The sequence below is a fragment of the Haematomicrobium sanguinis DSM 21259 genome, assembly GCF_000688395.1.
GTDB classification, from domain to species: Bacteria; Actinomycetota; Actinomycetes; order Actinomycetales; family Micrococcaceae; genus Haematomicrobium; species Haematomicrobium sanguinis.
This window is the reverse complement of sequence record NZ_JIAG01000004.1, coordinates 16,690-38,859: the sequence shown is the minus strand read 5'-3', so window position 1 is coordinate 38,859 and position 22,170 is coordinate 16,690. Positions and strand designations below refer to the sequence as shown.

Annotated in this window: 21 protein-coding genes, 1 tRNA gene and 1 other RNA gene; 8 read left to right on the top strand and 15 right to left on the bottom strand. The window is 62.1% G+C overall.

Annotated features, from left to right (window positions below):
* Positions 1-50: 50 nt before the first annotated feature.
* The gene (locus O148_RS0104400) at positions 51-1,838 is read right to left on the bottom strand and encodes a glycoside hydrolase family 15 protein (protein WP_026529937.1); all 1,788 of its coding nucleotides are present in this window, start codon (positions 1,836-1,838) and stop codon (positions 51-53) included.
* Positions 1,839-1,899: 61 nt separating this feature from the next.
* Between O148_RS0104400 and O148_RS0104395 the strand changes: the two genes are divergently transcribed.
* Positions 1,900-2,907: an NAD(P)-dependent alcohol dehydrogenase gene (locus O148_RS0104395; RefSeq protein WP_026529936.1), complete on the top strand. Its 1,008-nt coding sequence runs from the start codon at positions 1,900-1,902 to the stop codon at positions 2,905-2,907.
* Between the two features lie 88 nt (positions 2,908-2,995).
* Here the strand turns inward: O148_RS0104395 and O148_RS0104390 are convergent, their stop codons facing one another.
* From O148_RS0104390 to O148_RS14825, 10 genes are all read right to left on the bottom strand, one after another.
* Positions 2,996-4,123 carry a hypothetical protein gene (locus O148_RS0104390; RefSeq protein ID WP_026529935.1) on the bottom strand — a complete coding sequence of 376 codons (1,128 nt, stop codon included), beginning with the start codon at positions 4,121-4,123 and terminating at the stop codon, positions 2,996-2,998.
* A gap of 115 nt (positions 4,124-4,238) precedes the next feature.
* On the bottom strand, positions 4,239-4,997 hold the full coding sequence (locus O148_RS17725; protein WP_157374492.1) for a hypothetical protein: 759 nt from the start codon (positions 4,995-4,997) through the stop codon (positions 4,239-4,241).
* Between the two features lie 435 nt (positions 4,998-5,432).
* Positions 5,433-7,757 (bottom strand): phosphoribosylformylglycinamidine synthase subunit PurL, encoded by a 2,325-nt coding sequence (purL, locus tag O148_RS0104380; RefSeq protein ID WP_026529934.1) that lies wholly within the window; start codon positions 7,755-7,757, stop codon positions 5,433-5,435.
* Positions 7,754-8,569 (bottom strand): phosphoribosylformylglycinamidine synthase subunit PurQ, encoded by an 816-nt coding sequence (gene purQ / locus O148_RS14830; RefSeq protein ID WP_051619832.1) that lies wholly within the window; start codon positions 8,567-8,569, stop codon positions 7,754-7,756. The genes purL and purQ overlap by 4 nt, the downstream gene beginning before the upstream one ends.
* A complete protein-coding gene (purS, locus tag O148_RS0104370) occupies positions 8,566-8,847 on the bottom strand; it encodes a phosphoribosylformylglycinamidine synthase subunit PurS (RefSeq protein ID WP_026529933.1) in 282 nt (93 codons plus the stop codon). The genes purQ and purS overlap by 4 nt, the downstream gene beginning before the upstream one ends.
* A gap of 131 nt (positions 8,848-8,978) precedes the next feature.
* Positions 8,979-9,530: a hypothetical protein gene (locus tag O148_RS0104365; protein ID WP_026529932.1), complete on the bottom strand. Its 552-nt coding sequence runs from the start codon at positions 9,528-9,530 to the stop codon at positions 8,979-8,981.
* A 116-nt stretch (positions 9,531-9,646) separates the two neighbouring features.
* Entirely contained in the window at positions 9,647-10,555 is a 909-nt protein-coding gene (locus O148_RS0104360) for a hypothetical protein (protein ID WP_026529931.1), read from the bottom strand.
* Positions 10,539-11,825: an aspartate kinase gene (locus O148_RS0104355; RefSeq protein WP_026529930.1), complete on the bottom strand. Its 1,287-nt coding sequence runs from the start codon at positions 11,823-11,825 to the stop codon at positions 10,539-10,541. Before O148_RS0104355 ends, O148_RS0104360 begins: the two co-directional genes overlap by 17 nt.
* 262 nt (positions 11,826-12,087) lie before the next feature.
* Positions 12,088-12,681: a recombination mediator RecR gene (recR, locus tag O148_RS0104345; protein ID WP_026529928.1), complete on the bottom strand. Its 594-nt coding sequence runs from the start codon at positions 12,679-12,681 to the stop codon at positions 12,088-12,090.
* A 38-nt stretch (positions 12,682-12,719) separates the two neighbouring features.
* Positions 12,720-15,200 carry a DNA polymerase III subunit gamma and tau gene (locus tag O148_RS14825; protein ID WP_420805747.1) on the bottom strand — a complete coding sequence of 827 codons (2,481 nt, stop codon included), beginning with the start codon at positions 15,198-15,200 and terminating at the stop codon, positions 12,720-12,722.
* 220 nt (positions 15,201-15,420) lie between these two features.
* On the opposite strand from O148_RS14825, the gene O148_RS14820 reads away from it, so the two are divergent.
* Positions 15,421-16,602 (top strand): MFS transporter, encoded by a 1,182-nt coding sequence (locus O148_RS14820; protein WP_051619831.1) that lies wholly within the window; start codon positions 15,421-15,423, stop codon positions 16,600-16,602.
* The gene (locus O148_RS16960) at positions 16,568-16,786 is read left to right on the top strand and encodes a hypothetical protein (protein WP_051619830.1); all 219 of its coding nucleotides are present in this window, start codon (positions 16,568-16,570) and stop codon (positions 16,784-16,786) included. Before O148_RS14820 ends, O148_RS16960 begins: the two co-directional genes overlap by 35 nt.
* Here O148_RS16960 and gluQRS read toward each other — a convergent pair.
* A complete protein-coding gene (gene gluQRS, locus O148_RS0104330; RefSeq protein ID WP_026529927.1) occupies positions 16,783-17,664 on the bottom strand; it encodes a tRNA glutamyl-Q(34) synthetase GluQRS in 882 nt (293 codons plus the stop codon). The two genes, O148_RS16960 and gluQRS, sit on opposite strands and share 4 nt — an antisense overlap.
* Before the next feature lie 28 nt (positions 17,665-17,692).
* An RNA gene (gene ffs, locus O148_RS17340) (signal recognition particle sRNA small type) lies at positions 17,693-17,788 on the bottom strand.
* Between the two features lie 119 nt (positions 17,789-17,907).
* Here ffs and O148_RS0104325 point away from each other — a divergent pair.
* Complete coding sequence (locus O148_RS0104325) at positions 17,908-18,531, top strand: hypothetical protein (RefSeq protein ID WP_026529926.1); 624 nt, start codon at positions 17,908-17,910, stop codon at positions 18,529-18,531.
* Between the two features lie 75 nt (positions 18,532-18,606).
* A tRNA-Ser gene (locus O148_RS0104320) sits at positions 18,607-18,691 on the top strand.
* Positions 18,692-18,703: 12 nt separating this feature from the next.
* Here the strand turns inward: O148_RS0104320 and O148_RS0104315 are convergent.
* Entirely contained in the window at positions 18,704-19,825 is a 1,122-nt protein-coding gene (locus O148_RS0104315) for a sensor histidine kinase (RefSeq protein WP_026529925.1), read from the bottom strand.
* The gene (locus tag O148_RS0104310; protein WP_026529924.1) at positions 19,818-20,486 is read right to left on the bottom strand and encodes a response regulator transcription factor; all 669 of its coding nucleotides are present in this window, start codon (positions 20,484-20,486) and stop codon (positions 19,818-19,820) included. Before O148_RS0104310 ends, O148_RS0104315 begins: the two co-directional genes overlap by 8 nt.
* A gap of 117 nt (positions 20,487-20,603) precedes the next feature.
* Here O148_RS0104310 and O148_RS0104305 point away from each other — a divergent pair, with 117 nt between their 5' ends.
* The 3 genes from O148_RS0104305 (at position 20,604) to O148_RS17720 (ending at position 22,156) form a co-directional block, all read left to right on the top strand.
* The gene (locus O148_RS0104305) at positions 20,604-21,239 is read left to right on the top strand and encodes a M15 family metallopeptidase (protein WP_026529923.1); all 636 of its coding nucleotides are present in this window, start codon (positions 20,604-20,606) and stop codon (positions 21,237-21,239) included.
* 113 nt (positions 21,240-21,352) lie between these two features.
* On the top strand, positions 21,353-21,829 hold the full coding sequence (locus O148_RS14815) for a MarR family winged helix-turn-helix transcriptional regulator (RefSeq protein ID WP_035744938.1): 477 nt from the start codon (positions 21,353-21,355) through the stop codon (positions 21,827-21,829).
* 84 nt (positions 21,830-21,913) lie between these two features.
* Positions 21,914-22,156, top strand: coding sequence for a hypothetical protein (locus tag O148_RS17720; protein ID WP_157374490.1), 243 nt, complete (start codon positions 21,914-21,916; stop codon positions 22,154-22,156).
* Positions 22,157-22,170 lie beyond the last annotated feature (14 nt).

Sequence of the window (22,170 nt, the reverse complement as noted above, 5' to 3'; positions counted from 1 at the left end):
ACCCGCGCACCCAACCGCACGTAAACCCCAGGCGAACTGTCGGTGAGAAGTTAGCGTGCGCCGGTCTGCGCCAGCGCATCCGCCGCCCGCACGAGCCCCAAATGTGAAAACGCCTGCGGATAGTTCCCGGCCATGCGGTTGGATTCAGCGTCATACTCTTCGGAGAGCAAACCCAACTCGGAGGAGTAGCCCAAGAGCCGGTCCATGAGCTCCTGCGCATCGGTGACGCGGCCGGAGCGCGCATACTGCTCCACCAACCAGAAGCAACACACCAAAAACGGGTGCTCGCCGGGTTCCAGTCCATCCAACCCAGCCTCGGTCCGGTAGCGCAAGATCAACCCTTGGCTATCTAGCAAGTCCCGCTCAAGGCGAGCAACGGTACCAAGCATGTGATCGTCGTCGTACTCCACAAAGCCCACCTGGGGCAACACGAGCAGGGAGGCGTCCACCTCGGTGGACCCGTAGCTCTGCGTGAAGGAGTTGATCTCGGCATTCCAACCGTGCTCCATGACCTCGGCGCGCAGCCGGTCGCGCAACTCCTCCCACCGCTCAACCGGCCCCTCGAGCCCGTACTCGCGTACCGCCCGGACGCCGCGGTCAAACGCCGCCCACATCATGACCCGCGAGTGCGTGAAGTACTTCTCCTCCCCGCGCATTTCCCAGATTCCGGTGTCCTTACGGTCAAAGTTCTTCTCCGCGAACCAGAGCAGGGCGCGCTGCAACGGCCAAGAAAAGTGGTCCTCGGTGACCCCGATCTGGCGCATCTTGTCCAGTGCGACCATCACCTCGCCGACCACGTCCGCCTGGTACTGATCCACCGCACCGTTGCCGATCCGCACCGGGCGGGAGTTCTCGTAGCCGGGCAGGTAATCCAGCGTCTTCTCCGGGAGTTCGCGCTCGCCGGCGACGCCGTACATGATTTGCAGGTCGTCGGGGTCCCCGGCCACTGCGCGCAACAGCCAGTTGCGCCATTCGCTCGCCTCGGCCGCGTGGCCGTGCAGCATCATCGCCTCCAGGGTGAGCGCCGCATCGCGCAGCCAGCAGTAACGGTAATCCCAATTACGTTCGCCGCCGAAACTTTCCGGGAGGCTGGTGGTCGGCGCCGCCACAATCCCGCCGGTCGCCTCATGCGTGAGCGCCCGCAACACGAGCAGACTGCGCTCCACCGCCTCCGGGTACACGCGCGTGCCCGAGCAGGAATTGGCCCAACCACGCCAATAATCCGCGGTGGTTTTCAACGCCTCATCCACGTCGATGAACGGCGGCACATTGCGGTGCGAGGGGAACCAGGTGAGCTCCAGGTCCACCTGCTCGCCCTGGCGGACATCGAAGTTTTGGCGGTGCTTGTGATCAACCGCCTTGGGGATTTTGTCACCGCGAAGAACGACGGCGTTAGGCCCGGCAATTGCCAACAGCGCGGTACCGTCGGGGTACTTTTCGCGACGAACCCAGGGGAGCTCTTTGCCGTAATTGAACCGGAATTCGATTTCCTGGGTCATGGTCACTGTTCCGGACAGGCCCTCAATCCGGCGCACGATCGACGCCTTTTTGTCGCCAACCGGCATGAATTCGGTGACCTTCGCTTCCCCGGTGGCGGTGCGCCATGTGGTCTCCACGATGAAGGTGCTCTCACGGTAGCGGCGCGCGGTGACGTGGGCGTTATCGTCGGCGGGGCGGAGCAGCCAGCGGCCGTCGTCCTCGGTGCCGAGCAGTGCCGCGAACACCGATCCGGAGTCGAAACGGGGGAGGCACAGCCAGTCGACGGAACCGTTTTTTGCGACGAGGGCGGCGGTGCGTTGGTCGGAGAGCAGGGCGTAGTCTTCTATGCGTGAGGGCATGATTCCATCGAATCATATTTACTGGAAATCTCGGGACTCTCGTAAAGGCAAGGAGGGGCAGATGCGTGCCAGTGTGTTGGTCAGGGCCGGTGAGGTTGTGGTTGAGGAGCGGGCGGAGCCGCCGGCGCCCGCCGGCGATGTGTTGGTGCGGGTTTCATCCGTGGGTGTGTGCGGGTCCGATGTGCATTACTACCGCGAGGGCCGCATTGGCGACTTTGTAGTGGAGGCGCCGCTCGTGTTGGGGCATGAAGCGTCCGGGGTGATTGAGGCCGTGGGCGCCGGGGTGGATGCCGGCCGGGTGGGGGAGCGCGTCTCGATTGAGCCGCAACGTCCCGCAGGGTTTTCCCCCGAGGTGCTTGCCGGGCGATACAACCTGGACCCGGGAATGGAGTTCTTTGCGACTCCACCGGTGGACGGGGCGTTCCAAGAACTGGTGAGCGTTCCCGCGCACTTTGCGCACCCGGTGCCGGAGGCGGTGTCCGATGATGCGGCCGCGCTCATGGAACCGCTGTCGGTGGGGATCGCCGGTGCACGGAAAGCCGGGGTGACCGTCGGGGATCGCGTGCTCATCGCGGGCGCTGGTCCCATCGGTTTGGTGCTGGTCCAGGTGGCTCGCGTCTTTGGGGCGAGCGAGATTGTGGTGACGGACGTGTCACCCGAGCGTCTTTCGGTGGCCGAGTCGATGGGTGCTACCGAGGTTGCCGATGCGCGCTCCGCCGACTTCGCAGGGCAGGACCGGTTCACGGTGTTCTTCGACGCTTCCGGCGCCGCCGCCGCGATCACGGCCGGGCTACGCGCTCTTGGCCCGGCTGGGCGCGCGGTGCTGATCGGGATGGGAGCCGACGAGATTCCCTTGCCGCTCGCGCTGGTGCAGAACAAGGAGCTCACCGTCACCGGAACGTTCCGCTATGCCAACACCTGGCCGACCGCCATCGAGCTCGTCGCCTCGGGCAAGGTGGACTTGGACGCTCTGGTCAGCAACCACTACGGACTCGACGAGGTGGAAACCGCACTCTCCACCACCCAGGACGCTGGCGTCCTGAAGAACATGGTCACCCCGAACGCCTAACCCCCAAAAAAGTTGACGCAGATTACCGAAGTTGTACGGAATTCCGTACAACTTCGGTAATCTGCGTCAACTATTTCAGCTGAGACTCCTACCCGCGTGCTTTGGCGACAACCGCTTCTTCATCGGTCACCGCGAAGTCATAGATAAACTGTCGATCACCGAGCTGCGTTCCGAGCTGGGGGAGTTCGACGTCGCCAGTAAATGCTGCATCTGAAAGGCTATACACCTCGATCGTCGAGGACAGGCTGTTGCTCAGGTTGAGACGCATAAGGAAGTTATCGCTAAATTTGAAGATACCTGGATCGATTCCGACATCGAAGTTCTCCAGCGCAAACCTGGTAGCAGTCAGACCTGTGTCGACATTGGTGGTCAGCACGACTCCATTCCCGGCAATCCACCAAAGTTCTCGGCCAATTAGTCTATTCCCCACGAAAAAAGGGTCCGGCTGTCCCTCTTTGACTCTGTCAACTTCGAGTGCGCCGTGAAGCTCAGTAACCTTCACCGACTTTTGCGATGTGTTCCAAGCGAGCAAGACGGAGCCTGAAACGTTCTGAAGGTTCTCAGTGTCCGCCATTGTTGAGTCATCAGGGTAACTATCAAGAATCTGATATGCGACTCCATCAGCACACGGCAAGTTAGGATCACCGCCTGTCTCCAAGAACCGTTCCGGAACATAGCTGATCACGGGACTGGAGTTATTTTCAGGCCAGAGCTGTATGAGACTTTTTGGGCTATTAAAGTAGTTGTTATCGATTTCGGTCGATGAGATGGAAGGGTCATAGATTGCGAAAGATGAGTCTCCGCAGTCAGCAAAACCGGTGAGAAACTGATCGTAAACAGTTTCGTTGCTCTCATTCTCCGTGTGCGAAAGTACGCGAAAAACGTACCCATCACCATTGTCAGCAAAGCCAGAGTTAAAAATCGAAAGAAACGAACCCTGTCCACCCACCGGAATGATTGCCGAAGCCCCAATTTCACTCTCAAGGCGTTCCCATTGGTCAAGAGTGTTGCCCAGCCGATAATCGTTCTTTCGGTCTACAAAATAGAGAAAATTGTCGCGGAAGACGATTGGTGCTTCTCCGATACCAAGCGTTTCAAAAGATTGCCATTCAGAAACTTTAGAGTTCAGAAATAGCACCTTTCCTGTACCTTCGGCAAGGACTAAGCCACGCTCGTCTGCAGCAACCGAAATCGCTATCAGGCTGTCCTCAAGCATGGCTACTGGGTCTCGCTCAACCGATGAGCATGAAGAGATCGCGACGCAAATCAGGGCGGCCGCCCCAAGGCGTTTCCACCGTGGGGCGGCCTGACGAAGACTTTTGATCATCTCGCTAGTACTTCGTCTGGTACCACTTAGTCCAACTGGAATTTGCAATGTCGGCTGGATAAACTCCGGAGCCTCCATTCGCATCAAGATCAATCCCTCTCGACTTCCAGGCGGCCCACACGAGTTGCGAACAGTTGTAAACGTAATCGTTCACCTTTTTGTTGTCCCAGAACACGATGTTGTAGCCGGTGCCTACCTTGCTTCGCGCAAATGAACCCGCTGCATTCTTGTTCCCTGACGGCGCGTTGTAGCCAACGAAGTATTTGTATGCCGGCGCCGGCGCGGTTACGCTGTTCGCGGACGTTACCCGTGTTCGCTGTCCAATTCCAACTGCTTCTACGTAGTAGTCGCGGGTGTTGTAAATTCCGTTGTGGCCGTGCTGAACTCCAAAGGTACTGTTGGAGGAGTAGAACACGTCTCCAACATTGTTGGCCCGGCCAAGTGAGACTTTTCGGGTGCTACCACCGCTTGAATAGGGAGCGGCCACGCCAGAAGCCCTGTCGATGGCTCTCGCATCATTCGTTGCAGCAATAGATTCTTGAACAGCGCGAGCTGCTATCGACTCTACCGGTTCGCCGGTTCGCTTTGACTGTGCGGTTAGGGCTGTGAGCGTTTGTTGTTCCGTTGATCCCGGAACCGCTTTTGACAACGTCGTCAAATTGGACTTCAAATCATTCTGGCTTTCTGCGGCCGATGCCCCGGTTCCGCCAGCCGCAACTAGAGCCACGACAGCAACTGCCGTGATCATTGCTTTACATTTCATGATTTCCCCACAATCCCCGCACTTAGGCGGAACATCGATACAGTGCCCGATGCGACCTCAGTGTCGCACCATCGACCGACGATTGCCTAACCATAAGTGCACAAACTAACTAATGCAAGTCAGATCCTCACGCTATCTAATTGTGAGGTAATGAAAATTACTTAGCCAAACTAAATATGGATCATGATGCTGAAAATTTAGTTCAAATCGTCTTTCGAAATAGTCGACGGCATGTTAGATTGCTGGGTTTACCCAGGACGCGGGCGTGCTGAAGAACATGGTCACGCCGAGCGCCTGACCCCCCAAAAAAGTTGACGCAGATTACCGAAGTTGTACGGAATTCCGTACAACTTCGGTAATCTGCGTCAATAAAAATGGGGGAGTGGGGAAGCGAGAGACCCGCCCGGGCGGGAGAGCGGCTGAGGTAGGCGCGCGCTACCCGAACAGCTTCGGTAGCGTCCCCTCGTGCGCCTCGCGCAATTGCGAAACCGGCATCGGCGCGACACCGGAAATGCGCAACTCTTCGCCAGCGCCGTCCACCACGCCAATACGGATGAACGGCTGATTCCGCGCCGAGCACATGTCCTTGAACCGCACCTCTTCGCTGCGCGGCACGGACACAATCGCCCGCGCTTGCGACTCGGAGAACAGCATCGTAAACAGGTCCACGCCGTCCCGCTCGGCCACCTCGCCGAGCCCCACCCGTGCGCCCACGCCAAAGCGCAGCACCGACTCGGCCAGCGCCGCGGCCAGACCGCCTTCGGACAAATCGTGCGCGGAGTCGATCATGCCGTCACGTGACGCGTTGATCAGAATCTCGCCAAGCAACTTCTCCGCGGCCAAATCCACAACCGGCGGCAAACCACCCAGATGCCCGCGCAGCTTCGCCCACTCGGAACCATCCAGCTCCGGCCGGGTCACCCCGAGCAGGTAAATCGCCTGCCCGTCCTCGCGCCAACCGGACGGCGTCCGCCGAGTCACATCATCAAAGACGCCGAGCACACCGACCACCGGCGTGGGGTGAATCGCCACCCCGCCGGTCTGGTTGTACAGCGACACGTTTCCGCCGGTCACCGGGATGCCCAGCTCTTGGCACGCATCGGCCAAACCGCGCACCGACTCGGCAAACTGCCACATCACCTCGGGGTCCTCGGGCGAACCAAAATTCAAGCAATCGGTCACCGCAAGCGGCTTGGCTCCGGCCGTCGCGACGTTCCGGTAGGACTCGGCCAGCGCCAACTGCGCACCCTGATACGGGTCCAAATACCCATACCGTCCGTTCGCGTCGGTCGAGACCGCAACCCCGAGCCCGGACCGCTCATCCACGCGCACCACACCGGCGTCATCCGGCATCGCGAGCGCAGTATTGCCCTGCACGTACCGGTCATACTGATTGGTCACCCAATCCTTGGATGCCATGTTGGGAGAGGAGAGAAGTTCGACGACGGCACTCGCCAATTCCTCTTCGCTCGCCGGGTTCTTCGCTCCCTCGGGCGAATCGGCAAAGCGATCGGCTTGCACACGGTCTTGCCAGGACGGGCGAGCGAACGGGCGCTCGTACACGGGTCCGTCATGGGCAACAGTACGCGGATCGACGTCCACAATCGTTTCGCCGTCCCAGTCAATGATGAGCCGACCGGTATCGGTCACTTCACCCAAAATTGAGTACTCGACCGCCCACTTGTCCATGATCGCTTCAAAGGTGGCAAGGTTCTCCGGGGTGACGACCGCCATCATGCGCTCTTGCGACTCGGACATCAGAATCTCACCCGGGGTCAGCGACGGGTCACGCAAGAGCACCTTCGTCAGTTCCACGTGCATCCCGCCCTCACCATTGGAGGCCAGTTCGCTGGTGGCACAAGAAATGCCCGCGGCGCCCAGGTCTTGAATGCCTTCCACCACACCGGACTTGAACAGCTCCAGGCAGCACTCGATGAGCACTTTTTCCGCAAACGGGTCGCCCACTTGAACCGAGGGCCGCTTGGACGGCTTCGCGTCATCGAAAGACTCGCTCGCGAGCACCGAGGCGCCGCCAATACCGTCGCCGCCGGTGCGGGCACCGAACAAAATGACCTTGTTCCCCACACCGGAAGCATTGGCCAAGCGAATGTCCTCATGGCGCAATACGCCCACCGCCAAGGCATTGACCAGCGGATTGCCCTGATACACCGAGTCGAAGACGACCTCGCCACCGATATTGGGCAAACCGAGCGAGTTGCCATAACCGCCAATACCGGACACCACGCCGTGCACCACGCGGGCGGTATCCGGGTGGTTCACGTCGCCGAAGCGCAGCGGGTCCATGACGGCAACCGGGCGCGCGCCCATGGAAATAATGTCGCGCACAATGCCGCCGACGCCGGTGGCTGCACCCTGATAGGGCTCCACGTAGGAGGGGTGGTTGTGCGATTCGACCTTAAAGGTCACCGCCCACCCGTCGCCAATGTCCACGACGCCGGCGTTCTCACCAATGCCGACCAAGAGATGTTCCTTCATCTCATCGGTGACCTTCTCGCCGAACTGACGCAAGTGCACCTTGGAGGACTTGTAGGAGCAGTGTTCGCTCCACATGACCGAGTACATGGCCAACTCGGCGGCGGTGGGACGGCGTCCCAAAATGCGCTTAATATCCTCGAACTCGTTTTCCTTCAGGCCGAGTTCGGCCCACGGCAGGTCCACCTCGGGAGTGGACGCGGCCTGCGAAACGGTGTCGATATTGAACTGGGCAGTATGAGATTGGGTGGATGTTTCGGTGCTCACTTGGACGCCTCCGCGGCGGTTGCAGAATGGGGGGACGTGCCTTCCACCAGTGAAGACAGCAGGGATGTGAAAATGCGCAGCCCGTCGGTTCCGGAGCCGAGCGGCACCTCACCAAAGCCGGAGGAGTCCGGCCCGAAACCGGCCTCGACCGCGTGCTCGGGGTGCGGCATGAGTCCGACCACATTGCCGCGCTCATTGGTGATGCCGGCGATGTCATTGCGGGAGCCGTTGGGGTTTATATCCATGTATCGGAACACCACCCGCCCCTCGGCCTCCAGCGCATCCAGCGTCCGCTGGTCCGCCACATATTGACCGTCCTGGTTCTTCAGCGGAACCACAATGTCCTGACCGGCTTCGAATCCGCCGGTGAACGCCGTCGCAGTGTTTTCCACCCGCAATTTCTGGTCGCGGCAAATAAAGTGCAGGTGATCGTTCTTGATCATGGAGCCGGGCAACAGGTGGGACTCGGTCAAAATTTGGAAACCATTGCAAATGCCCAGCACCGGCAACGGTGCATTCGTCGCCGACGCCGCATCCACAATGCGAGACATGAGCGGGGCAAACCGGGAGATCGCCCCGGCACGCAGGTAGTCCCCGTAGGAGAACCCGCCGGGAATGATCACCGCGTCGACGTCGCCCAGCGAGTCGTCGCCGTGCCACAGCGACACCGCCGTTCCGCCGGCCAACCGCACGGCGCGGGCAGCGTCCCGGTCATCGAGAGTACCCGGGAAGGTGACCACGCCGACCTTCACATCGGCAAAGGCATCCGGGGCGCCCGCCTCGGTGTAGGACCCGATCAGCGGCAGGCTCATGCGCCGGCTCCGGCGGTCGCGGCATCCTCGGCGTCCACAAACGCCACCGAAACCACGTCTTCAATCACCGGATTGGAAAGCAAGGTGCCGGCCGCCTCGCGAGCCCGCTCGAGCATCTCAGGTGAGGCATCGCCGTCGTAATTCAATTCAAATCGCTTGCCCTGGCGCACGGAAGCGAACCCCTCAAAGCCCAGGCGTGGCAACGCCGCGGCAATCGCCTTTCCCTGCGGGTCGAGAATTTCGGGTTTGGGCATGACGTGGACAACGATCCGAGGCATTGGGGCTCCTTGAGGCGCAAAAAAGGGAGGTACCTCCCAGTTTAGCGTTTTGCGCGCCCGGTTTATGCCGGAGTGACCCCGGTTACAGTGCTGCCACGCCCCCCGGTTTCGCCCGGACGCGACTCGGTCCGCTAATTAACCGGGGATGCGCCCTTACCCAAGAGCGGCTCCAGGGCGTTCCACTTGGCGATCTCGCAACCGTCGCCGCGGCTGAAGGTCTGGTCCACGGTCTTTCCGTTATACGTTCCTACGACTACCGCGACCGACGGCCCACCATATTGCGTGGTGCAGTTGACGTTCGGGTTGCGCGTCGCCTCGCCAGTGAGCACGCGCTCCCAAGAGTCCGGCAAATTGCCGCACAGGCTTTCCGCGTTGGACACGGTGCTCATCGCTTGCGCCGCGCCGCCCTCGCAAACAAGGACCACCTCTTTCGGTTCGGCATTGCTGGTTTCGGCAATGCTGGCGCGCAGGGCGACTACGTTTTGGCCCTGCGGCAAATCCGCGGCGGAGGGCTTGTCGGGGAACACCGGGTTTTCGGTAATTGGCGGGGCGCTTGGGGCCCCGGTTGCGCCATCGCTGCTGGACCCCTCCGGTGCCGCGGCCTCATTGCCGCACGCGACGAGCGCCACCATCAACGCGAGCGCGCTGGCGGGGATGGTCAATGCCTTGACTACGTTTTTCATGATGCCTCCTGGTCGCGCGAGTGGGGCGGCGACGATTGAGCCGCGGCGGCCTCACAGATACGGACTATGTCCTTATGTTAACCAGGTCACACCAGCAATCCCTGGGATTTTCCTGACTATTGCGTGTCAATCGCGTGCAAAAGCTCGGCGCGCAGCACCGCCGATTCCGCTGCAAACGCGCGCTGCGCCGCGACATACTCCGCCTTCCCGGCGGGCGTTTCAATCGCAATCGGCGGATAACCCCAGTCCGCCAAATCATAGGGCGAGGCTTGCATATCCATCGTGCGGATACGCCGCGAGAGTTCGGCGGCGCGCACCACCAAATCGCTGGGCACCAGCGGCAGCAACTTGTATGCCCACTTATACACATCCATGTTCGCGTGCAGGCACCCCGGCTGCTCCAGCTCCGGCGCCGATTCCCGCGTCGGCGTCAGCTCATTGAGCCCGCGCGCCTCCGGGGTATAAAACCGGAACGCGTCAAAGTGCGTGCAGCGAATCCGATTCGCCTCCACCACCGTGTCCGTGCCCGCCGCGCCGAGCCGCAAATCCAGGTAATCATGCCGCACCTCGTTGACTTCCGACCGATACGCCATCGCCCACTCGTGCAGTCCGAAACACCCGAACTGCGCCGGCCGCGCCTGGGTGCGCTGCAGCAGATCGCGCACGTACGTCACCATGGTTCCCCGCGCCCGAGCGAACGCTTCGCGATCAAGGGTCGCGGCCGCCGTCGTGCGTGAAATCCCTAAACCGGACCGCTCGCTGGCGGTGAGCGGGCGATAAAATTTCCAGCCCAGGCGCACCTTTGCCTGTTCGTGAAGCACGACGGCGTTGCCTCCCGGGTGCCAGCGCGCCAGTTGGCCGGGGGTCAGCGAGTAATAGGTGAACATGAAGTCGTCGACGGGGTGTTTTTCGCCGCGGCTGCGCCTGGTGAGGAAGCCTTTGCTGAGGTTCTGGGCGCGCTCGTGGTGGGCGCGTTCTTGCTCTTCCGGTTGTGCCGGGAGGTACAGCTTAGCGGCCGGTGCCACCGTGAACTTCTGCCGTTTCTTCCGAGTCCAGGCCGAAGGCGGCGTGGACGGCGCGCACTGCGGTATCGAGTTTGTCGGCGTGGGTGACCACGGAAATGCGGATTTCCGAGGTGGAGATGACGTCGATATTGACCCCGGCGGTGGAGAGGGCATCGAAAAAGCGTGCGGTGACGCCCGGGTTGGAGCGCATGCCGGCGCCGACCAGGGAGAGTTTGCCGATCTTTTCGTCGTACTCGATCTCTTCGAAGCCGACGCTGGGCTGGGCCGCTTCCAGCGCTTTGATGGCTTTGTCGCCGTCAGTGGTGGGCAGGGTGAAGGAGATGTCGGTGCGCGCGCTCGCGTGGGTGGAGATGTTTTGGACGATCATGTCGATGTTGATGCCGGATTCGGCGATGATCGTGAAGATTTCGGCGGCTTTGCCGGGGATGTCCGGCACACCGATGACGGTGAGTTTCGCTTCCGAGCGGTCGTGGGCGACGCCTGCGACGATGGGCTGTTCCAAGGGTTCTCCCTGTTGGATTCGGATGTTGTCATTCGGGTCAGGTTGCACCCACGTCCCGGTGTCATGGGTGAAGGAGGAGCGCACGTGAAGCGGGACGCCGAATCGGCGGGCGTATTCGACGCTGCGCAGGGCGAGGATTTTCGCGCCGGATGCCGCCATTTCCAGCATTTCCTCGCTGGAGACGACCTCGAGCTTTTTGGCGCTGGAAACCACGCGCGGGTCGGCGGTGTAAATGCCGCTGACGTCGGTGTAAATTTCGCACACGTCCGCGTCCAGGGCTGCCGCGAGGGCGACCGCCGTGGTGTCCGAGCCACCGCGGCCCATCGTGGTGATTTCGTTGGTTTCCCGGGTTTGGCCCTGGAATCCGGCGACAATGGCGATGTCGCCGCGCTCGATCGCGGTTTTGATGCGGTGCGGCGAGACGTCCACGATCTTGGCGCGGCCGTGGGAGGCGTCGGTGATGAGCCCGGCTTGGGATCCGGTGAAGGACTGTGCGCGTCCGCCGAGCGTGTCAATGGCCATGGCGAGCAGAGCCATGGATATGCGTTCGCCGGAGGAAAGGAGCATATCCATTTCTCTGGCGGGCGCCTGTTCGGTGACCTGGTCGGCAAGGTCGAGGAGTTCGTCGGTGGTGTCTCCCATTGCCGAGACGACGACGACCACTTGATTGCCGCCGCGCTCGGTGTCCACGATGCGTTGCGCCACGCGTTTGATGCCCTCGGCGTCAGAGACTGAGGAGCCGCCAAACTTTTGGACAATGAGCGCCATAGGGAAGTTGCCGATCTTTTGTGGGTTGTTGCTGGCCGGGCCGCCGCGGGTGCGGATGCGGGCCGCACCCTGGGTATCCGGGCTGTTGGCCGTGCGGATGCGGTCCGCGTTCGCCGTTGAGCGTGACCAGTTTAGCGCCGCGCCGGGCTGGGGCGCGAAATGCGTTACGCCCCGGGTGGGGAGGTCCGCCGTTAGACTCGTCTGCACGTAATTCCGCTCGAATTACGTGCAGAAGCGTCTAACGGCGTGCGGTAGTGGGGATTTAGACCGCGCGGCGGCCGGAAATGGCGCGGCCCAGGGTGAGCTCGTCCGCGAATTCCAAGTCGCCGCCGACCGGCAGCCCGGAGGCGAGGCGCGTGACGGAGATCCCAATGGTGCGCAGTGTGCGGATCAAGTAGGTGGCCGTCGCTTCACCCTCCATGTTGGGGTCGGTGGCGATGATGATTTCTTGCACGGTTTCATCGGCGAGGCGGGTCAGCAGTTCGCGGATGCGCAGATTTTCGGGGCCGATTCCGGCGAGCGGGTTAATCGAGCCGCCAAGCACGTGGTAGCGGCCCCGGTAGGTCGAGGTGCGCTCAATGGCGAGGACGTCTTTGGATTCTTCCACCACGCAAATGGTGGACTGGTCGCGGCGCGGGTCTGTGCAGATGGAGCAGGTTTCCTGTTCGGTGACGAGTCCGCAAATTGTGCAGAACTTCACCTTGTCCTTGACCGCGACGATGGCCTTTGCCAGCGACTGCATGTCCTCCGGATTAGCGTCCAGGATGTGAAAGGCGATGCGTTGCGCGCTCTTCGGGCCGATTCCGGGTAGCCGACCGAGCTCGTCAATGAGTGACTGTACTGCGCCTTCGAACACGGTGCCCTTCTCAATGCTCTGGTAAAAAGTGTGGGTAGCTAGTCGAAGGTGCCCAAGTCTCGCTCATCGATGACGCGGGCGCCAAAAATCTTTTCGATTGCCGCCTTGCCCACCAGTCCGGATTCTTCCAGCGTGAGGTCATCGTCGCTCGGGACGTCCTCCGGTTCCTCAGTCGATTTTACGGGTTCCGGCGCGGGTTGTGTGGGAGATTCACCCTGAGCCCAATCGGGTTTCGCGCTCCGGTTATCGAAGGATGCCACGGACTCGTTGGCCCAAGAAGTGTCGGTCCACGAGGCGGAGCTGGCTGACGCAGAGCTGGGCGACGCAGAGTTGGCCGGGGCGGTGCCCGTCGCCGGGGCGTTCGCGGAATTCTGGCTCGGCGTGGGGTTGGCTGAAGCCCCAGGACTTGGGGTGCCAGGATTCGAGCTACCAGAGACCGGTGAGTCCGGACTCGAGGTGCCCGGACTAGAGGTGCCCAGGCTCGTGGCGCCCAAGCCAAGGGCGCCGCTCTCGCCCGTGAGTGGCGATGAGGTACTGCTACGGACTTTTGGGTCGGCACCACCGCCCCACGGATCGCCGGACACTGGCTGGTTCGTCGACCGGCCCGAGGAACCCGAGGACCCGGCCACTTTCGCAACCGTGTCCATCCCCAGTACCTTTTTGACCGCTACCTGCAAATTTTCTTGATGCTGGCCGCCGAACGCGTTGGCCGAGCCCATGTCGCTAAAGCTCAGTTCCACTGTCCGCCCGTCGAAGCCGACCGGCGTGGCGTTGGACAGCATGATCCAGGTGGCACGCCGAATGCCCTTGAGCGTTTCTTGAATTTCCGGCCATGCGCGGCGCAACAATTCGACCGATGAGGCCCCGTCATTGCTGGGGGCCTGTTCTGCCGGGGGTGTGGACTGTTGAGGTTGCCCCGGCTCAGGCGCGCCGGCCGTATCGCCGTCAACTGGCGGGTGGGACACGGCCTGGACGACCGTTTCCTCGCGGGCGGCCTCATCCTCGTCGCTGAGTACGGAGAGCGGCTCGCTCCTCTCGCCGCCATCGTCGCCATCTGCAAGGTGCTCACGCACTTCGGCGGACACATGGTTCTCCGCGGGAGCGGGGCTGTCCGGTTCGGTGGTGTCGTTTTGTGCCGCAACAGCCGTGACAGGTTGGCTGTTTGCTCCGTGGGCTTCTGAGTCCGGCTCCCATGTAGAGGCAGGAGCGGGCGCAGGGTCAGGGTTCCTCGCTGGTGCCGCACCTGATGTGCGTTCGGGTTCTGCCCCGCGGACCGGTTCAGAGCCGCGTTCAGAGCCGCGTTGAGAGTCAGGAGCGGGAGCGGGTGTCGCTGCCGAGCCGGAAGGAACTCCGCCGTAATTGAGCCGTCGCTCCAACTGATCCAACCGGGTCCCAACCCCGGAGGCCGAAGCATCTGATGCAGGCAACATTAGACGCGCGCACAGCAATTCCAAGTGCAATCGCGGCGACGTGGCGCCGGTCATCTCGTTGAAGGCCCGGTTTGTCACGTCGGCGGCGCGCGAAAGTTCGCTAGCCCCCAACTGCTGCGCTTGGGTGCGAAGCCGCGCCAACTGATCTTCTGGCATGCCGCGCAGGATGACTTCCGCGTTCTCCGGCATGGCTCGCACAATAATCAAATCGCGGAAGCGCTCCAGTAGATCTTCGACGAAGCGGCGCGGATCGTGACCGGTTTGGATGACCCGGTCCACCGAGCCGAACAGCGTGGCGGCGTCGCCCGCGGCCAAGGAGTCCACCACGTCATCTAGCAGAGCGGTATGTGTGAAACCGAGCAAGGACACGGCCAGTTCGTAGTCGACGCCGTTATCCCCGGCCCCAGCGATCAGCTGATCCAACACCGATAGAGAGTCGCGAACCGAGCCGCCTCCAGCGCGAACCACAAGGGACAGCACACCAGGAGCAATCGTCACGCCTTCTTGATCGCTCAGCGACTGCATGTACTCCATGAGCGGCTCGGGCGGTACCAATCGGAACGGATAGTGGTGGGTCCTGGAGCGAATCGTTCCAATCACCTTGTCCGGCTCGGTGGTGGCAAAGATGAACTTAATGTGTTCCGGCGGCTCTTCAACAATCTTGAGCAACGCGTTGAAACCGGCCGAGGTCACCATGTGCGCCTCGTCAATAATGAAGATTTTGTACCGGTCGCGAACCGGCGCAAAGGAGGCGCGGTCCCTCAGATCGCGGGCATCGTCGACACCGCCATGGCTCGCCGCGTCGATTTCGATGACATCGAGGCTGCCGGTGCCGCCCCGAGCCAACTCGACACAGCTGTCACAGACACCGCACGGGGTGGGTGTCGGTCCCTGGGCACAGTTGAGGCAACGCGCCAGGATGCGCGCGGACGTGGTCTTCCCGCAACCGCGCGGACCGGAAAACAGGTAGGCGTGATTAACTCGGTTCTTTTCCAGCGCGGTCATCAGCGGCACAGTGACATGATCCTGCCCGATGACATCTTGAAAAGTGTCCGGGCGGTATCTGCGATAAAGGGCTGTGCTCACCATCAAACCTTAACCGTTGGCACCGACATTGTGCACCCCGCGGCGTCCACTTCCGCTGACAGCCCACGTCACGGCGTTCCGGTAGGGTCGTTTCGACAATGTAGGGCCGTATACGCCCCTACATTGTCGAAACGCCCCTACATTTCCGCCGCGCGCACTCGCGCCGAGTGTTGAGGGAGCAGTGTGGCGGAATACATCGGTATGGGGGAGCGCTGGGAGGATCATGAGCGAGACGGCATCGGGCGCAGCAAGTGGGCAGTTGCGGCTACTTGGCGACGGCCGCGCCACCCTCGTCTTTTCACTCTTAACCTTGGTCACGCTCATCGCTTTCGAGTCCTATGCCATCACCACGGCCCTGCCCGTCGTCGCAACCGATCTCTCCGGGGAACAATGGGCGCCGCTCGCCTTCGCCGGAACACTGACCACCTCTCTGATCGGCATGACGCTCGGCGGTATGCTTGCCGATCGCGCCGGCACCTTCCAGCCGTTGCTGATCGGTGGCGTGTTCTTCGTTGTCGGCGTCCTGCTTTGCGTCATCGCCCCGCACATGTGGGTCTTCATCCTCGGCAGACTGCTCCAGGGCGTCGGCGGCGGCATGGCAATCGTGGTGCTCTACGTGGTGATCGCCCGCGAATTCCCACCGGCCCTCCACTCGAAAATGTTTGGCATGCTCTCGGCCGCCTGGCTCATCCCCGCTTTCATCGGCCCGCTTGTCTCCGGCTTCTTCGTCGAACAAATTCATTGGCGCGCCCTGTTCGGCCTTGTCACGGTGATCGCCCTACTCGCCCTCGGCTCCGTGCTGTATAGCGTCCGCGGCGCACAAGGAGTCGCCGACCCCGATCTCATCGACCGCACCAAAATTCTCTGGGCTATTTTGGCCGCGCTCGCCGCCTTGTCCCTGCACCTCGCGGGTCAGCAAAGCCAACCCTGGAACTATCTGCTGGTCGCGGCCGGGATTATTGCCGTCGCGTTTTGCGCCTACAAACTCCTCCCCAAGGGCACCCTTCGCGCCCGCACCGGCGTGCCGCGCCTGGTCCTCTTGCGCGCGCTTTTTGGTGCCACGGTCGCCGCCGCCGACGTCTACGTCCCGCTCTATCTCCAGCACGAACGCAATTTCACCCCCACGCTCGCAGGGCTCATCATGGCGCTCGTCGCCATCGGCTGGGCTACCGCGTCCTTCGTCCAAGGCCGGGTCGTCAAAGACAGTCAAAGCGCGCGCCCTGCTCATCGCCGCTGTTCTCGCGCTCGCGGGCCCCCTCTCGATGCTCGCCTACGTCACCGGCTCCGCCGAAGTATGGGTCGTGGTCGTGGGCAATTTCCTCATGGGCACGGGCATGGGAACCATCTTTCCGCAACTAGCCACCATCGTCATGCGCCTGTCCACGCCGCGAAATCAGGGCGCTAACGGCTCGGCCCTGCAAACCGCCGACGCGCTCGGCTCGACCACCATGCTCGCGCTCACCGCGGCGGCCCTGACCGCATTCGCCTCTGCCGGATACGCGGCGACATACCTGCTGGTGTCCGCGGTCGCGCTCCTCGCCCTCGCGCTGACCCTGACCGCGGCCACCCAAAAGCCGCGCGTGAACTAGCTGCCCAGATTCGAAACGACCCACGGCTCTCGCGGCAGCGCCCCCGGATCAAACGCGGCCAACGCGGCGCTCAGCGAGTGGTTGGGTAATCCCAGCGAGTCCAGGATCAGTGCGCGCACCTCATGAGGTTCGACGGCGATGCTCGCCAAGTCCTCAAGCGTCACCGCTCCGTCCCGCTTGGCAAGGCGCTGGCCGTCGGCGTTCAGCGCAAGCGGGACGTGAGCGTACTCCGGGGCCGGGTAGCCCAGGAGCGAGCCCAAATAGGCTTGGCGCGGTGTCGACGAGAGCAAATCATCGCCGCGTACAACCTGGTCGACGCCTTGAGCGTGATCATCCACCACGACAGCCAAGTTGTATGCGGGTGCGCCGTCATTGCGACGAATAACAAAGTCATCGACGGCGCCTTCGTACTCCCCGTGTATGAGGTCGGAAATTGCCCACTGATTCACGCGCGAACGCAAGCGAAGCGCGGAAGGGCGGGATCGCCGTCGTTCTTCACGCTCCTCATCGCTTAAGTCGCGGCAGGTGCCCGGGTAGTGGCCGGGGAGCGCGTGCGGCGCGCTGGCGGCTTCGGCAATGTCGCGGCGGGTGCAAAAGCATTCAAAGGTGAGGCCGCGGGCGGTGAGCGAGTCGATGGCATGCTCGTAGAGTGCGAGGCGCTCGGATTGGCGGGCGGGCGTGCCGTCCCAATCGAGTCCGATGTCGGTGAGTTCGCGGATTTGCTGGGCCTCGCTGCCGGCGCGGACGCGATCCAGGTCCTCGATGCGCAGCAGGAAGTCGCGCCCGGTTGAGCGGGCGAAGAGCCAGGCGAGAATGGCGGTGCGCAGATTGCCCACGTGCAAATTTCCGGTGGGCGAAGGGGCGTAGCGGCCGGCCATGAGTCCTCGCGGGGGTGGAGTGTGAAACGTAGAAGACCCCTCATGCACCTGCCAGAGCCCGTTTACCCTTGCTACCTTCCGGTCCTGGGGGAGTTCACAGGATGACACCACACGAGGGGTCGGCCTCTAGTTTAGCTTAGGTGCGGGTCCGGGTTGAAATTGCTCGGCGGCCGCTGGTGTGTGCGGGGAGTCGGCGCGGCGGGTACTCTGGGGAGATACATCTGATGTCTAAGGGGCGGTGTGATGGTGGGAACTAGGTCGGGCAACGGTGCGCGGCTTCGCGGCGGCGTGATTCTCGGGCTGGTAGTCGCGGCGTCCCTGGTTGGCTGTGGCGTGCAGAAGGCCGAATCCGGCGTGGATGGTTCGCAAGGCTACGTGGGGGCCTCGGTGTCCCGGCCCGATGGGGCGAGCGGGCCCGCGACGGCGAGCCCGAGTGCCGAGAAGACCACGGTTGTTCCCGAATTGGCGTCAATGAATGTTGGGAGTGCGCGGCTGATCGAGGTGCCCGCATCCGCGGCAACAGGCGAGCCGGATCTGGGCGCCACCGTCGCGGTGGAGCGCGTGTACAAGCTCAGCGAAGAGCAGGCGGCCGGTCTCAACGGGTTGACGTCGGAAGGCGGTGTCACGCTCGCCGGTGGGCAGTATGTCGGCGTGGTGAAGGACACTGGGCGGAAACCCGGGTCGCTGAAGGTGTTCGGCAGTGGCGCTGACACGCAAGTGCGTGTGGTGACCGGGGCCCAGAGCGAAGAGTTTGTGTCCACCCGTTGTGAGTGCGATGCAGTGGAGAACCCCGGGTTTATCGAGCGGGCGTGGATTGTGCCCCTGGATATTAGTGTCGAGCAGGCGAGCGCGCTGGTGGTGCGGTAAGCGCGGGTCCGGCCGATTCGGATACATCGGCGCTCTCGGGTATCCTAGAATCTGCTCTTCTTCAAGAGCACACCTGGAGGATTCGCCTAGCGGCCTATGGCGCACGCCTGGAACGCGTGTTGGGTTAACGCCCTCGGGGGTTCAAATCCCCCATCCTCCGCGGATGAACAGCCTAGTCAAAACCGTTTTGACTAGGCTGTTTGCTTTTTAGGCGAAGCGTTGCGCGCAAGCCGCCCTCGGTCCTCGCCCGTAACTCGAGCGAGCCGCCCAAAGCCTGAGCGATGGAAGAGGTAATGGCGAGGCCGAGACCCACGCCCTGGTGCTCTGCGTTGCTGCCGCGGGCGCGGGATCCACGGTGAAACGGTTCCAGCAGTTCCTCGATCGTTGCCGGGTTCAAAGGGGCGCCCGTGTTTTCGACAGTGAGAACCGCCTCATCATGATCCTCAAAGGTGCGGATCCACAGGGTCTTTTGTGGGCCCGCATTGTGCACAATGGCGTTCTGTACCAGATTTGTTGCCGCCCTATTAAGGAGCATTTGGTCGCCATGGCTGGCGGCCGGTTGCGTGTCGCTGAGCACGGTGACTCCGTGAGCTTCGGCCATGGGGAGGCTGACTTCCAGGGCCTCCTCGGCTGCGAGCGAAAGGTCTACCGGCGCGGATTCGAAGTCGTGGCCCGTCTCGACCCGGGAGAGCGTCAAGAGGGCTTCCACGGTGTCGATGGAGCGGTCGTTGGCGCGCTCCAGTTGGTTGAGCATGGAAGGCACGTCGAGGTTGGGCGTCGCACGGGCCACGTCCACGAGTGCGCGATTCAACGCCAGCGGGGTGCGCAACTCGTGCGAGACATTGGCCGCGAACCGGCGCTGCTGGGCGATCTGTGCCTGAATGCGGTCAAGCATGGTGTTGAACACGTCGCCCAGTTCCCGGAATTCGTCCTGCGGACCGGGGAGTTCAATGCGGTGCGCGAGGTCACCGCGACTCACGTTGAGGGCTGCCTGATGGATCGTTTCCAGCGGCCGAAGCATGCGTCCTGCCAGCCACCATCCGCCGGCGAGGCCCAAGAGCCCCAGAAAGAGGAGCGTCCAGAGCGCTGCTGGCACAAAGACATCTAGCAGATCTTGCTGGTTCGGTGCCCAGCCGCCGTCATTGCGCACCAGCGCCTCATTGGGCACGTACCGCAACAAAAAGAGCCCGACGGTGAAGAGCATGACGCCGGAAAGCACCAGGAAAATGGCGTAGCTCAGGGTGAGCTTCCAACGGGCGGATAGGCCCGGGCGCCGGGGCCCGTCCTCATTCATTGCTTTCACCAATGCGGTATCCCACTCCCGCGACCGTTTCGATGAGCCAGGGTTCACCCAGGCGTTTGCGTAATCCGGAAATCGTAATGCGGATGGCGTTGGTGAACGGGTCCGCGTTCTCATCCCAGGCCCGCTCCAAAAGCTCCTCGGCGCTCACCACGCCACCGTTGGCTGCCACGAGGATTTGCAGTACCGCAAACTGTTTGCGGGTGAGCGCGATATAGCGGTCATTACGGTAAACCTCGCGGCGGAACGGGTCCACCCGCAAACCCGCTACCTCCAGAACCGGTGGCCTCGATTGGGCGGCCCGGCGTTCTAGCGCACGTAATCGCATGACCAGTTCTCGCATGGCAAAGGGTTTGGTCATGTAATCATCTGCGCCCAACTCAAAACCGCTCACCTTATCGTCGAGCCGATCGGCAGCGGTCAGCATTAGCACTCTCGTGGAAGCTTCTAGGCCAGAAAGGTGCCGGGAAATGTCATCTCCGGACGGCCCCGGAATGTCCCGGTCCAAAATGGCGACGTCGTAGGCGTTGATGTCCAAAAGTTCGAGCGCCTGCGTGCCGGTGTGCGCTATATCGGCGGCAATGGCCTCGAGGCGCAGGCCGTCGCGAATGGCCGTGGCCAACTCGGGCTCGTCTTCAACAATCAGCACGCGCATACCGCGAGCTTACTTGGCCTCACCTATTGTCCTCGTATTGAAAAACCGCAACGTTCTGGCAACACCACACTCGATGAAATGGTCTACGTCTCTACCAATCGTTCAAAGGATGTAGACATGAACACTGTTCGAATTCGTCAGCTTGCCGTGGTTGTCATGCTCATAGCCGTGGCGTTGGTTGTTGCGGCAGCCGCAGCGAACTTCTTTGCCGGCACAGGCACCCAAGGCGCTTCTGCCGGTACCCCTGCCATCCCAGGTATCGGCGCGTCCGGAGGTGCAAAATCCGTTGACGGCAAGATTGGCCGCGAAGACGGCACCGTTCCGGACGGCGGGGCATTTGTCAGCGACCTGATTCCTGCCCTCGCCAACCTCTCGCCTGAGTTGCGTGACGCACTCACGGCGGCCAGCCGGGACGCCGAGGAGTCCGGGGTCAGCATCGTCATCACCAGCGGATGGCGCAGTGCCGATATGCAGAAGTACTTGAGCAGCAAGGCCGCCTCTGACTACGGTTCATCGGATGAGGCGGCGCGCTGGGTCGCCGCGCCGGGAACCTCGTCACACGAGACGGGAGACGCCGTTGATGTGGGGCCGATGGCGGCCTCGGACTGGCTTGCCCAGTTCGGCAGTTCCTACGGATTGTGCCAAACCTACGCGAACGAGTCCTGGCATTATGAATTCCGCGCAGAAGCGATTGATGCAGTCTGCCCCGCAACCTATGAAGACGCCACTGCGGACCCGCGGCGCGCCGAGTAGCGGGCCACGGCCGCGCTGGTGACGCATCAATAGGTTTCACGAACTATTGACCAGACCAATTAGAATTCTTGGTGTGCTCACTATCGGCACACGAATTCCGCAGGAGGCACCCGGTGTCCACCATTACAACTGACGATCCGCTCGCACTTGAACGCCAAGTGTGCTTCGCGCTGTCCCTCGCTTCGCGTAGCGTTGTCGGCGCATATAAAGAGGTCCTCGACCCCATGCACCTCACTCATCCGCAGTATCTGGTGATGCTCGCGTTGTGGGAGGAAGCGCCGCTCTCGGTCAAGGCGCTCAGCGCCCGTCTGGCGTTGGAGCCTGCCACGATTTCCCCGCTGTTAAAGCGACTCGAGTCCCTGGGATACATCGCCCGCACGCGCGACAAGCATGACGAACGCGCCCTCGCCGTGGAATTGACCGAGCGCGGCACAGCGCTTCGGGAACAGGCCGTCCACATTCCGGAAAAGATGAAGGCCAAATTGGGGCTCAGCGATCAGCAGCTCGGGGATATCCACGCTGCGATGATCAGTTTGGTCGACGCGGCGCAGGTTGCCCGCGACAAAGCGCCCCATTCCCGCACCTCCTAACGGTGAGCTTTCTCAACCGCGCTTGCGCCGACACGAATATAGTTAGTACACTAATGATAAGAGGACTAACTGAAAGGTGTCGCGGTGAGTAGGAAGTTCTGGAATTTTTATAAGAAGTCAAACGATTTCACCCGAATGTTCTTCGGCCCGGCCGCTCGTGGAGCCGGATATGTCGAGGGTCCTGAGAAGCGTCCGGCTAACCCGAGTTGCCCGGAGTGCCAGCGTCCGCTCGCCGAACACACCATCGAGCGCAGCCTGAATCAGCACACCCCGACGCGCATGTATTGCCCCGACGTTCCGGCCGCAACGAACACCCCCGCCGCCTAAATCTATGTAGCGCG

What these genes read in the sequence shown, in the direction of transcription:
- O148_RS0104400 (WP_026529937.1), bottom strand. Translation starts at nt 1,838, where the DNA reads ATGCCCTCACGCATAGAAGACTACGCCCTGCTCTCCGACCAACGCACC.
- O148_RS0104395 (WP_026529936.1), top strand. Translation starts at nt 1,900, where the DNA reads ATGCGTGCCAGTGTGTTGGTCAGGGCCGGTGAGGTTGTGGTTGAGGAG.
- O148_RS0104390 (WP_026529935.1), bottom strand. Translation starts at nt 4,123, where the DNA reads ATGCTTGAGGACAGCCTGATAGCGATTTCGGTTGCTGCAGACGAGCGT.
- O148_RS17725 (WP_157374492.1), bottom strand. Translation starts at nt 4,997, where the DNA reads ATGAAATGTAAAGCAATGATCACGGCAGTTGCTGTCGTGGCTCTAGTT.
- purQ (WP_051619832.1), bottom strand. Translation starts at nt 8,569, where the DNA reads ATGAGCCTGCCGCTGATCGGGTCCTACACCGAGGCGGGCGCCCCGGAT.
- purS (WP_026529933.1), bottom strand. Translation starts at nt 8,847, where the DNA reads ATGCCTCGGATCGTTGTCCACGTCATGCCCAAACCCGAAATTCTCGAC.
- O148_RS0104365 (WP_026529932.1), bottom strand. Translation starts at nt 9,530, where the DNA reads ATGAAAAACGTAGTCAAGGCATTGACCATCCCCGCCAGCGCGCTCGCG.
- O148_RS0104355 (WP_026529930.1), bottom strand. Translation starts at nt 11,825, where the DNA reads ATGGCGCTCATTGTCCAAAAGTTTGGCGGCTCCTCAGTCTCTGACGCC.
- O148_RS14825 (WP_420805747.1), bottom strand. Translation starts at nt 15,200, where the DNA reads ATGGTGAGCACAGCCCTTTATCGCAGATACCGCCCGGACACTTTTCAA.
- O148_RS14820 (WP_051619831.1), top strand. Translation starts at nt 15,421, where the DNA reads ATGAGCGAGACGGCATCGGGCGCAGCAAGTGGGCAGTTGCGGCTACTT.
- O148_RS16960 (WP_051619830.1), top strand. Translation starts at nt 16,568, where the DNA reads ATGCGCCTGTCCACGCCGCGAAATCAGGGCGCTAACGGCTCGGCCCTG.
- gluQRS (WP_026529927.1), bottom strand. Translation starts at nt 17,664, where the DNA reads ATGGCCGGCCGCTACGCCCCTTCGCCCACCGGAAATTTGCACGTGGGC.
- O148_RS0104325 (WP_026529926.1), top strand. Translation starts at nt 17,908, where the DNA reads ATGGTGGGAACTAGGTCGGGCAACGGTGCGCGGCTTCGCGGCGGCGTG.
- O148_RS0104315 (WP_026529925.1), bottom strand. Translation starts at nt 19,825, where the DNA reads ATGAATGAGGACGGGCCCCGGCGCCCGGGCCTATCCGCCCGTTGGAAG.
- O148_RS0104310 (WP_026529924.1), bottom strand. Translation starts at nt 20,486, where the DNA reads ATGCGCGTGCTGATTGTTGAAGACGAGCCCGAGTTGGCCACGGCCATT.
- O148_RS0104305 (WP_026529923.1), top strand. Translation starts at nt 20,604, where the DNA reads ATGAACACTGTTCGAATTCGTCAGCTTGCCGTGGTTGTCATGCTCATA.